Source organism: Yinghuangia soli (genome assembly GCF_021502675.1).
In the GTDB taxonomy this organism is placed as follows: domain Bacteria; phylum Actinomycetota; class Actinomycetes; order Streptomycetales; family Streptomycetaceae; genus Yinghuangia; species Yinghuangia soli.
The window spans coordinates 22,588-33,712 of record NZ_JAKFHA010000054.1 but is presented as its reverse complement, the minus strand read 5'-3'; the positions used below and the strand labels follow the sequence as shown (position 1 = coordinate 33,712).

Here is an 11,125-nt window from a genome sequence, read left to right as displayed (position 1 = left end):
GGATGCGCTCCGTGCGGGCCGCGACATACCCCATCGCGACCTCGGGCGCGGACAGGTGGCTGTACTCGGTCAGCGCGTGGTGCTCACCGAACCACACGTACTTCCAGTTGTGCTTGTCCGCCTTGATAGCAACCTCCAACTCCCGCATGAGTGCGAGGTGTTCAGAGGCGCGGTCGTGCGCGGCCGGTCCCGGGATGAACCCGTTGAGAAACATACCGAACTCCACCGGGAGTCCTCCTCGGCAGTCCAAGGGTGTGCTGGGTCCGGCAGTGCCGCCCAGGCCGCGAAACGTGCGGCAAACTATTTGCGTAACGGTTACAGAAAATGTGATCCGAAGCAAGTGTTCGGCTGTATCGCGTGGGATCGGACCGGTCCGGACGCGCTCGCGCCGCCGGCCTTCAGCCGCCCGAGGGCATGGAGGGCAGAGGGTCGCCCATGCGTGCGTACGCAGACGCCATACTGCCGCCGACGAACGACTGCCACGTGGCATCGTCGACATCGGCGAGTTCTCGGCGCCAGAAGTCGACCGGGGCCAGGCTGCCCTCGAAGTGCGGCATGTCGGAGGAGAACACCGCGACCTCGGGCAGGTCCTCGAACATCCACTTCGGCGACTGGGCTGCCTGGGGCAGCGGGCTGACGCGGACGTTGCGCCGGATGTACTCGCTCGGCTTGAGCGGCAGGTTGTACGGCCCGAGGAACCCCGCGGACTGCGGCGTAGCACGACCGTCCATGTTGGCGACCGTGAAGCCGAGCCAGTCGATCCCGGTTTCGCACAGCAGCACGGTCAGGTCCGGGTGCCGCTCGAAGACGCCGCCGAACACAAGGGCGTTGAGGTAGACCTGCGCCGCCTGGAACGACTGCGAGGTGCTGATCCGGGTGACGAGAGAGGGGTCGTCGGTGTTCGCGTAGGCGGGGTGGTAGCGCGGCGGCATGAGGCCTACGTGGAGCACCGCGACCATGCCCAGGTCGGTCGCGGCCGACCAGACCTGGTCGAACTCCCGGTGGAACGGCGGTATTCCGTTGCTGAACTCGGTCGTGACGTGGAAGGCCCGGCTGCCCAGCGCCCGCATGCGGGCGAGTTCGGCCACCACCCAGTCCAGGTCGTCGAAGTGCGTCAGCGCCACGGGCAGCAACCGGTTGCGGTGCGTGCCGATCGCGTCCGCCAGATGGTTGTTCAGGGCGGACGCCGTGTCCCTGGCCAACTGGGGGTCTCGCAGGCAGGACATCAGGGTGTAGCCGGTGCCGCTGATGACGTTCTGGAAGGTGATGCCTTGCGCATCAAGTGCTTCGATGCGACTCGCGGCGTCGACCTCGGGGTGCTGGCAGTGCCCGTTGATCGTGGCGGCGTGACCACCTGGCGGATACATCGCCTCAAGCACGGGGGTGACGAGCCGCTCGAGCGGCAGACGCCCGCTGCGCGGGGCGTGCGAACGGACTCCGTCCGACGTGAAGTACGCGAAGTGCTCGGCAGTGCCGAGTACGAACTCCGGATCCCCTTCGGGGAGCAGGTGCGGCAGCCGCTCCCTGAGCGCGGGGACCGCGTCCAGCCAGTCCGCCCTGGGGTCAAAGTGCGAGTCGACGTCGTAGACAAGCATGAAGGCCACCCTTCCGATTGGCCCGGACATTTAACGTCGTGCATACGCTAAAAGTCCATGGCCTCTCGTGTTCGAGTGGGGGTTGCCGGGTGCGCCGGGAGTCGAAACGCATGGGGGCAAACCACCTGCCAGCTGCGGGGATGCGAGCCGCACCGGACGGTCCTGTCTCGCTAGAATATTCCTGTACAGGAATGGCTCCAGTGCGACTGGCGACCGTCGGGATGGATGGATGATCGAGAACGCTGAGCTGCCGTCGTGGCGTGGCCCCAAGACCTCGCAGCGGCTTGCCCACATCCTGGCGCAGCCGATCCTGTCGGGAACGGTTCGCCCGGGGGACAGGCTGCCGAACGAGCAGGCCATGATGGCGCAGTACGGGGCAGGTCGCCCGACTGTGCGTGAGGCGCTGCGGCTCCTGGAGGCGCGCGGTCTGATCGTCCTCAAGACGGGCCCCGGGGGAGGGCCGATCGTCCGCCGCCCGGCCAAGGAGAGCCTGAGCGAGGCGTTGACCCTGGTCCTTCAGGTCGAAGGTGCTTCGTTCGCCGACGTCAGCGACGCCCGCATGGCGCTGGAGCCGATGCTGGCCCGCAGGGCGGCGGAGCGCATCAGCGAAGCCCAGGTCGCGGAACTCGAAGACAGCATCGCCAAGTTGCGTGCCAATCAGGAAGACCACGCCGTCTTCGTCGCGCAGAACCAACGTTTCCACAGCCTCGTTGCCGAGGCGGCCCAGAGCGTCGTGCTGGACGTTTTCGTCAGCACCCTGAAGGCCATCGCGGACGGAGTCCGCGTGGGGGTGCAGTACTCGGCGCGCAAGCAGGCGGCCATCGCGGACGCCCATCAGGCGATCGTCGACGCATGCAAGGCCCGTGACCCGGACCGGGCGGAGGCCGCGATGCGCGAGCACCTGGCGGAGGCCGAGCGGTACTGGCGACACCGATACCCGGAGCTGATGACCACCCCTGTGCAGTGGACCTATTGAGGGTATTCGACAGGGAGGCAGGACACAGGCCGGGGTGGGGCTGGGCCGCGCCCCACCCCGGGCCGCCGTCCGCCGGGATCGCCGGCGGCCGGGCCCGCGCCTACAGTTGGAGCGCCTGCAGTTCGTAGTAGTCCTCAAGGCCGAACCGCCCGAACTCGCGGCCGGTACCGGACATCTTCATCCCGCCGAACGGAGCGGCTGTGTTGAAGCCCCCTCCGTTGACGTCGACCTGACCGCTGCGCAGTTCGCGGGCTGCGGCAACGGCGGACGCTTCGTCCGGGCCCCATACCGCCCCGGAGAGCCCGTACCGGGTGCCGTTGGCGAGGCGTACCGCGTCGTCCCGGCCGTCGTGCGGGAGCACCACGAGCACCGGGCCGAAGACCTCCTCCTGGGCGATCTCCGAGCTCGGATCGGCGTCCGCGATCACCGTCGGGCTCACAAAGTAGCCTTCACCGAGACCGGTCGGCGCCGCACTGCCGCCGGTCGCGATCCGGGCGCCGTCGCGCGCCGCGCGGTCGATGAAGCCGCGCACCCGATCGCGTTGGGCGGCGGAGACCAGCGGGCCCTGCTTGGTGCCGGCGTCGCGAGGGTCGCCCGCGGTGAAGCGGGCCGCTGAAGCGGCGGCGAGGTCTACGGCCTCGGCGTACCGCTCGCGGGGCACGATGAGCCGCGTGATGGCGAGGCACGTCTGCCCCGAGTTCAGCAGGCAGCTGCCGACGGTGGACTTGACCGCCCGCTCGAGGTCGGCGCCGTCGAGAACCACGGCGGCCGACTTGCCACCGAGCTCGAGGGCCACCCGCTTGATCTGGCGGCCGGCCGCCGAGGCGACGGCGCCGCCGGCTTCGGTCGAACCGGTGAACGACACCATGTCGACGTCCGGGTGCGCGGTGAGCGCGGCCCCGGCCTCGGGGCCCAGGCCGCCGAGCAGGTTGAACACTCCTGGCGGGATGCCCGCGTCATGGACGGCCTCGGCCAACAACTGCGGTACCAACGGTGCGACTTCGCTCGGCTTGAGGACGACCGTGCTCCCGCTGAGCAGAGCAGGTACCACCTTGCCCACCGCTTGAAGCAGCGGGTAGTTCCACGGGGTCACGGCCGCGACGACGCCCACCGGTGAGCGGAACACCAGGGAGTTCCCGGCCCGGACAGGTTCCTCGATGCCGACTGCGCCGGACAGCAAGTCCCTGATGGCGGCCAGCGGCAGTGCCGTCTGCAGCTTGTCGGCGATGCGGTGCGGAGTGCCGACGTCGTCGACGACGGCCGCGGTGAGCTCCGCGGCGCGGGACTCCAGCGCACCGAGCAGGGCTTCGACCGCGGCGATCCGGGCGGCCTGAGAAGAGCGGGCCCATCCTTCCTGCGCCGCGCGCGCGGCGGCGACCGCCTTGTCCGCCTCCGCGGCGGTGCCCCGTGGGGCGTACGCGATGACCTGCTCGGTTGTGGGGTTGATCACGGGGATCCCATCCCCGTGGGCGGCGTGCCAGGTGCCGTCTATGTACATGGGCAACGGCTGGGGGAGTGCCATCGCGTTCTCCTCGTTCCCGGTCGGTGGTCCCCGGGTCGGTGGTCGCCGCGAGCCCCGGATCTTGACGTACTCTCCGCCCGATGATGTATTTCATGTACATGAATTGCAAGGCCCTGTTGATCGGGCCCCCGTCGCGGACCGCCTTCACCGGCCGCACGGCGCTATCCGGAAGGACAGTCCGACCGTGTACGAAGGACGCATCGCACAGTTCACCGCGCCCAACGAGCCCTTCGAGATCCGGGACGTCTCGCTGGCTGGACGCGGGCTGCTCCCGGGGGAGGTCCTGGTGCGGGTCACCAGGGCCAACGTATGCGGGAGCGACCTGCACGCCTGGCATGGCCGCTTCAACACCCGGGGACTGGGCGGCCAGCTCCCCACTGTGCTGGGACACGAGATGGTCGGGGTCGTGGCAGGCCTCGGCGACGGCGTCACCCACGACACCGCCGGCGGCGAGCTGGCCGACGGCACACGCGTCGTGTTCCCCTACTTCTTCCCCTGCCACGTCTGCCGCTACTGCGTGGCCGGCCGGCGTTCCAGCTGCGCCCGCATGTCCATGGCAATGCTCGGGAGCTCAGCCGAACCCCCGTACTACGTTGGTGGTTTCGCGGACTACTTCCTGCTCCCGGCGGGCGCCCTGCTCTACACCGTTCCGGACACCCTCAGCGACGAGGTGGTCAGCGGCGCCAACTGCGCACTCTCCCAGGTCATGCAGGCGTTCGACCGTGCACAGCTTTCCTTCGGGGAGACCGTCGTCATCCAGGGCGCCGGAGGACTGGGGCTCTACGCCACCGCGCTTGCAAAGGCGCGGGGCGCGTCGACCGTTGTCGTCGTCGACGCCGTCGCGGAACGCTTGGAACTCGCTCGTGAATTGGGCGCTGACGCCGTCGTGGACATCAGTGCGGAGACCGACGAGCGCGCACGCGTCAAGCGCGTGCAACAGCTCACGGACGGCGGGGCCGACGTCGCCATCGAGCTGGTGGGGTCGCCTGCCGTGGTAGACGAGGGCATCAAGATGCTCGGTCGCTTCGGCCGGTACCTCAGCGTCGGCAACATCGGGCACGGGCAGACGTACGCCGCCGACCCGTCCCGGCTGACCCTCACCAACAAGAGCATCATCGGAGTCTCCCTCTACGAGCCGGACGCGCTCGGCAAGAGCCTGCGCTTCCTCGACTCGGTACGCGACACCTTGCCCAAGCGGTGGCTGGAAAGCACGACCTTCCCGCTCGCGGACATCAACGAGGCCTTCCGCGCCGCCGACCAGCGCGAAGTCGTGCGGGCCAGCATCGTTCCCTGACGCGCGGCCGACACGGATCCACTCGCACGCCGGGCGGTGGGCCGGCCCGCGCCCCTGCCCCCGCTACCGCCTCCGCCCCCACGACCAGGAGTCACATCGCCGTGAGCACCACTGATCCCGCCGCCTCCGGTCTCGGCTACGAGGTGGCCGACCACATCGCGACCATCACCCTCGATCGGCCGCACCGCAAGAACGCGTTCACCATCGAAATGGTCGACGCCTGGGCGGCGGCTCTTCGTCACGCCCAGCAGGACCCCGACGTACGTGTGGTCGTGGTCACCGGCGCGGGCGACGGCTTCTGCTCCGGCGTCGATCTGGACGCCTTCGGTGAACGCGAACGCACGCCGTGGGCGGAGAAGAGCCTGCTCACCGACCGCATCCACCAAGTTGCTTTCGCAGCGGAAGCGTTGACCAAGCCCTATCTCGCCGCGGTTAATGGGGTCGCGGTCGGCGCCGGCATGGACATGTCCTTGATGGCCGACATCCGCATCGCCGCCGCAAGTGCCCGCTTCAGCGAGGGCTACATCCGTGTAGGCCTGGTCCCGGGAGACGGCGGCTGCTGGTACCTGCCGCGCATCGTCGGGACAGCCACCGCGCTGCGGCTTCTGTGGACCGGCGACTTCGTCGGCGCCGACGAAGCGCTGAGCATGGGACTGGTCAGTGCGGTGCACCCGGACGACGAATTCCGCGATGCCGCACGGGCCTTCGCGCTCAGGCTGGCTGCCCAGCCCCCGATCGCCATGCAGCTGATCAAACGCGCGGTACGCGAAGGCGAGCGCCATGATCTGCGAACCGCGCTCGACCTGATCTCGTCGCACCAAGCCGTCGTCACCGCCACCCAGGACTCGCAGGAGGCCATGGCGGCGTTCCGCGAGAAGCGGCCTGGCACGTTCACCGGCCGCTGAGGAGAACCGCGATGACCATCCCAAATTCGGCAGAGATCGAGGAACTGCGTCGCGAAGCGCGCGATCTCATCGGCCAATGGCGCGACGCAGCTCGCTTCCAGCCTCGCAGTGACAACTGGATGCGCGGCTTCGACGGGGACTTCAGCCGCGAACTTGCCAAACGCGGACTGACCGGCCTCACCTGGCCGCGCGAATACGGCGGCCAGGGGCGCGGCCAGCTTGCCCGGCTCGCGGTCAACGAGGAACTGCTGCGCGCCGGCGCGCCCGTGGCCGCGCACTGGATCGGCGACCGCCAGATTGGCCCCGCCGTCATGCGCCACGGGTCGCCCGAACTGCGCAAGGAAATCCTGCCCGGCATAGCCGCCGCACAGTTCGTCTTCTGCCTCGGCATGAGCGAACCCGACGCGGGCTCCGACCTCGCCGCAGTGCGCACCATGGCGGTCCCGGCTGCAGGCGGATGGCGTGTGAGCGGCCGCAAGATCTGGACCACCGGAGCGCACCATGCCACCCACATCTACCTCCTCGCCCGCACCCAGCGCGGGGACCGAAAGCACGAGGGACTCACGGAGTTCATCGTCGACATGGACACCCCTGGCGTTTCCGTCGCCCCGATCGTCGACCTCGCCGGGGAACACCACTTCAACGAAGTGACGTTCAGCGACGTATTCGTCCCGGAGCACCGCCTCCTGGGGACGGTCGGCGGCGCGTGGCGGCAGGTCACCGAGCAGCTCTCCTTCGAACGCGGTGGACCCGAGCGGTTCCTGTCGACGTACCCTTTGTTCGCCCTCGTCCTTGAACACGCGGGGCCCGAGCACCGGGCCGCCGTCGGGCGACTGGTCGCCCGGCTGGCCACGCTGCGCCGACTGGCGTGGAACGTCGCCGCGAGCCTGGATGCCGGCGCCGCACCGATCGTCGACGCCGCCACCCTGAAGTACCTCGGCAACGCCTTCGAGAACGACGTGGTCGACTTCGCTCGGCAGACTGCCCGCACAGGCACGCCCGCGCTTGCCGAGGCATGCGCACAGGCATTGCTCGCGTCCCCGGGCTTCACGATTCGAGGCGGAGCCGCCGACGTATTGCTGTCGATCATCGCGAAGCAGGAGACCCGCCCATGAGTGACGACCGCGGCGAACTGCGCCGACTCATCGCCGACGTCGTCGACGGCACGCCGATCGCGGACCGGTCCTCGGACGAGCTCTGGCACACCCTGCGCGGCCTCGGCCTCACCACAGTCGGCGTCGACGAGGCGAGCGGCGGCTCCGGGGGCGACTACGACGACCTGGCCACCGTGGTACGGACGCTCGGCATACATGCCAGCGGCCTTCCGGTCGCCGAAGCCGCCCTGGCCGCCTGGGCGTTGTCCGGCGACCGTGCCGTCGACGATCGCAGTCGCATTGCGTTCGCCATGGATGGCGGATACGAAGCCGACCTGTCGGTGCTGCGTGTCCCCGGTGTGCCGTGGCTCCGCAACGAGAGCGGCGTTGTCGTGTACGACTCTTCGGGGAGTGCCTCGTACGTCGAGCTCGATGCACCCGGAGTCACAGTGCACCCCGAAGTGAACCTTGCCGACGAGCCCCGCGACGTGCTGGAGATCCGCGGAGCCATGGGCGTACCGCTGGAGTCGGCACCGCCCCTGGCTGCGGCGCGGGCACGGCATGCGCTGCTGCGTGCAGCGGGGATAGCCGGTGCGGCGGAGGGGACGTACCGGCTCACCCGCGAATACGTCATGCAGCGAGAGCAGTTCGGCAAGCCCCTGTCACGCATCCCGGCCGTCGCCGCGTCCCTCGCGAGCATGCGGGTGGCGCTCGTCCAACTCGATGCGGCGGTGGAGCGCGCCCTGGACGCGCTGCGAGGGGATCGACACGCGGGGCAGGCCGGGAGCGCCGCCGTGGCGGCCGCCGCGGTGATCGCTTCGGAGACCGCGGCCATCTGCGCACGCACTGCCCACCAACTCCACGGGGCCATGGGAGTCACTCAGGAATACCCCCTGCACCACTACACCAAGCGCCTGTGGTCCTGGCCGGGGGAAGTCGGCTCCGAGGAACACAGCGCCGAATACCTGGGCGGCCTCGCACTCGAACACGGTGAGGCGACCGTCTGGAACGCGCTCACCTCCTGAGTCCCGCCCCGAAAGGACTGACTTCGGTTGAACCGCCAGAACGACCCGCGGCGCTACGGCATCACCATGCCGTTCCCCGCACCACTGCCTGACCACCCCGCGATCGCACGCGAACTCGTCGACGCCGGATACACCGACATCTGGAGCATCGAGGTCGACGGTCTCGACGGCTTCACCCCGCTTGCACTCGCCGCAGCCGGCGCACCCGAGGCGCGGCTGGGGACGGCGATCGTGTCCCCCTACACCCGCGGCCCCGCCTTGCTGGCGATGACGGCCGCGGCGATGGCCGAACTCGCCCCGGGGCGCTTCCATTTGGGGCTGGGAGCCGCATCGAAGCCGATCGTCAGCGATTGGAACGGCACCGCGTACGACCGGCCGTACCAGCGTGTGCGGGACACGGTGCGCTTCTTGCGCGCCGCACTTTCCGGGGAGCGTGTCGCCGAGCAGTACGACACTTTCGCCGTCGACGGATTCCGACTGGCGCGGCCACCGCAGACCCCGCCGCCGATCTATCTGGCGGCGCTGCGCGAGGGCATGCTGCGGCTGGCTGGACGCGAGGCGGACGGTGCGATCCTCAACTGGCTCTCGGCGGACGACGTCAAGCGCGTCGCCCCCTACGTCCACGAAGGCGGTCCGGGCAAGGAGATCGTGTGCCGCATCTTCGTGTGCCCGACCGAGGACGCAGACGCCGCGCGGAGTTCCTTCCGCAGGATGGTCACCGCCTATCTGAACGTCCCGGGGTATGCCGCGTACCAGCGCTGGCTGGGCCGGACCGACGTACTGCAACCCATGTGGGACGCCTGGGCCGCCGGGGACCGGCGCGCCGCGCTCGCGGCCGTACCGGACTCGGTCGTCGACGACCTGCTCGTCCATGGTTCGCCGGCACAGTGCCGCGCGGCCATCCAGCGCTACATCGACAACGGAGTGACGGTGCCGGTGGTCTGGCTGATCGACGCGGGCACCGGCTCGGATCACCTCGCCCATGCGCTTGCTTTGGCCCCGGGCTCCTGACGTGCCGTGTGCGGGCGGCCGCTCCCTCCCGGGAACGATCGCCCGCACACGGATACCCTGCACCCTGCCTCGACTACTTGAGCCCGAGCCGGTCCATGAAGATGTTGCCGGCGTTGTAGTGCTCGATGCCGGTCACCTTGTCGCTGTACAGCGCCGCAGTCAGCGATTCCTCATAGGCCCACAGCGGTACTTCGGCGACAAGGGCCTTCTGCAGGTCCGAGTAGGCCTGCTTGCGCACGGCCGGGTCGGTGCTTGCCCGGCCTGCCGTCAGAGCTGTGTCCGCCTGCGGGCTCGACCAGCCGCTGAGGTTGAAGGGGCTCTGCGAGTGCCAGTAGCTGTACAACATGGGCTCCGGGTCCACGGCCCAGATCTGGGTCAACGTGGCCTGGTACTCACGCTGGATCGCGTACTTGACGATGTACGCGCCGATCTCCAGGGACTCGACCTTCATCGAGACGTCGGAGAACTCCTTGAGCCTGCTCTGCATGTACTCCCCGACCGCCACCGACGCGGGGTTCTGGGGCACAAGATAGGTGAAGTCGACCTTCTTCCCCTCGGCCGCGAGCTCGCTGAACAACCGCTGTGCCTCGGCCTTGTTCTGCGCCGCCTGGGTCACCGCCGGATCGACGAACTGACTGTTGGCGTTGAAAATGCTCTTGGCCGGTACAGCGCCGGTGTTCAGCGTCTTGGCGATGTCGGCCGCGTCGAAGGCCAGCGTGAACGCCTTGCGGGCCCGGATGTCGTCGAACGGTGCCTTGCGCAGGTTGAACTGGACTATCTGGCCACCATCGGTCGCGAACTCCAGAGCGTTCAGCTCGCGCTTGGCCTGCGCGATGAGCTTGCCGTCCGAACTCAGGAACAGCTGCGCCTGTCCGGACTTGACGGTCTGGTAACGCTGTTGGTTGTCCGCGATGCTCTTGAACGTGAGCTGATCGAGCTTGGGCAGGCCCTTGTCCTTCTGCCAGTAGTTCGTATTCCGCTCGAAGACCTGCTCCGACCCGCGAACCCAACTCTTGAGCACGAAGGGACCCGCGCCCACCGGCTCGGACTTGTACTTCTCGGGTCCCTTCGCGATTGCGGACGGAGCCATGATGTACGTGAGTTCGCTCGCCACCGTCCGATCCAGGTTCGGATTCGGCGCGCCGACCGGTGTCAGCTTCAAGGTCGTGGCATCGACGATCTCGGTCTTGATGCCGAGAGCGGCGGCGATGTGCACGGAACGCGTCGCCATGTTGGCGTGCGTGTCGTAGTTGAGCTTGACCGCAGCCGCGTCGAACGGCGTGCCATCGCTGAAGACGACTCCGGCCCGCAGCTTCATCGTCCATGTCGCGCCGCCGTCGGCGGTCGTCAGCGACTCGCCCAGATGCGCGCTGACCCGGTGCGTCTTGGCATCGACGAAGAAGAGCGGGTCGTACAAGGCGGCCATTCGTGGTTCGTCCGCGAGCGCCACATTGGCCACCCCGAACGGATCCAGACTCGCCGAGTCCTGCACCGCGAGCATCGTGAGCTTCCCGCCGGCTTTCGCCGGCGCCTGCGAAGCAGGGTCTTGCGGAGCCTTGTCGCCGTCGTCCCCGCCACCGCCGCAGCCGCTTACCGCGAGCGCCAAGGCCACTGCCCCGGCAAGCATCGCGCCGGGACGCCGCACGCCCCTGCTAGCGCTCCTGCGAGTTCCTTGTCTGTACACGGTTCTTGCCTCCTCGTTG

10 protein-coding genes are annotated in these 11,125 nt (G+C 68.8%); 6 read left to right on the top strand and 4 right to left on the bottom strand.

Going from position 1 to position 11,125, the window contains the following annotated elements:
• Together LZ495_RS41435 and LZ495_RS41430 are read right to left on the bottom strand one after the other, a co-directional pair.
• Positions 1 to 226 (bottom strand): LLM class flavin-dependent oxidoreductase (locus tag LZ495_RS41435; RefSeq protein ID WP_372498719.1); only part of this gene is annotated, 226 nt, incomplete at its 3' end.
• Between the two features lie 172 nt (positions 227 to 398).
• Positions 399 to 1,595 carry an amidohydrolase family protein gene (locus LZ495_RS41430; RefSeq protein WP_235058417.1) on the bottom strand — a complete coding sequence of 399 codons (1,197 nt, stop codon included), beginning with the start codon at positions 1,593 to 1,595 and terminating at the stop codon, positions 399 to 401.
• A gap of 229 nt (positions 1,596 to 1,824) precedes the next feature.
• Between LZ495_RS41430 and LZ495_RS41425 the strand changes: the two genes are divergently transcribed.
• Positions 1,825 to 2,571 (top strand): FadR/GntR family transcriptional regulator, encoded by a 747-nt coding sequence (locus LZ495_RS41425; RefSeq protein WP_235058416.1) that lies wholly within the window; start codon positions 1,825 to 1,827, stop codon positions 2,569 to 2,571.
• 100 nt (positions 2,572 to 2,671) lie between these two features.
• On the opposite strand, the gene LZ495_RS41420 is transcribed toward LZ495_RS41425, so the two are convergent.
• On the bottom strand, positions 2,672 to 4,093 hold the full coding sequence (locus LZ495_RS41420; RefSeq protein WP_235058415.1) for an aldehyde dehydrogenase family protein: 1,422 nt from the start codon (positions 4,091 to 4,093) through the stop codon (positions 2,672 to 2,674).
• 184 nt (positions 4,094 to 4,277) lie between these two features.
• Between LZ495_RS41420 and LZ495_RS41415 the strand changes: the two genes are divergently transcribed.
• The 5 genes from LZ495_RS41415 to LZ495_RS41395 all read left to right on the top strand — a co-directional run bounded on the left by LZ495_RS41415 (position 4,278) and on the right by LZ495_RS41395 (position 9,422).
• Positions 4,278 to 5,387: a zinc-binding dehydrogenase gene (locus LZ495_RS41415; protein ID WP_235058414.1), complete on the top strand. Its 1,110-nt coding sequence runs from the start codon at positions 4,278 to 4,280 to the stop codon at positions 5,385 to 5,387.
• A 101-nt stretch (positions 5,388 to 5,488) separates the two neighbouring features.
• A complete protein-coding gene (locus LZ495_RS41410; protein WP_235058413.1) occupies positions 5,489 to 6,292 on the top strand; it encodes an enoyl-CoA hydratase/isomerase family protein in 804 nt (267 codons plus the stop codon).
• An 11-nt stretch (positions 6,293 to 6,303) separates the two neighbouring features.
• Positions 6,304 to 7,407, top strand: a complete 1,104-nt coding sequence (locus LZ495_RS41405) for an acyl-CoA dehydrogenase family protein (RefSeq protein WP_235058412.1) — start codon at positions 6,304 to 6,306, stop codon at positions 7,405 to 7,407.
• Complete coding sequence (locus LZ495_RS41400; RefSeq protein WP_235058411.1) at positions 7,404 to 8,411, top strand: acyl-CoA dehydrogenase family protein; 1,008 nt, start codon at positions 7,404 to 7,406, stop codon at positions 8,409 to 8,411. The genes LZ495_RS41405 and LZ495_RS41400 overlap by 4 nt, the downstream gene beginning before the upstream one ends.
• 27 nt (positions 8,412 to 8,438) lie before the next feature.
• Positions 8,439 to 9,422: an LLM class F420-dependent oxidoreductase gene (locus LZ495_RS41395; RefSeq protein ID WP_235058410.1), complete on the top strand. Its 984-nt coding sequence runs from the start codon at positions 8,439 to 8,441 to the stop codon at positions 9,420 to 9,422.
• A 73-nt stretch (positions 9,423 to 9,495) separates the two neighbouring features.
• Here LZ495_RS41395 and LZ495_RS41390 read toward each other — a convergent pair whose 3' ends face one another.
• On the bottom strand, positions 9,496 to 11,067 hold the full coding sequence (locus tag LZ495_RS41390; protein ID WP_235058409.1) for an ABC transporter substrate-binding protein: 1,572 nt from the start codon (positions 11,065 to 11,067) through the stop codon (positions 9,496 to 9,498).
• Positions 11,068 to 11,125 lie beyond the last annotated feature (58 nt).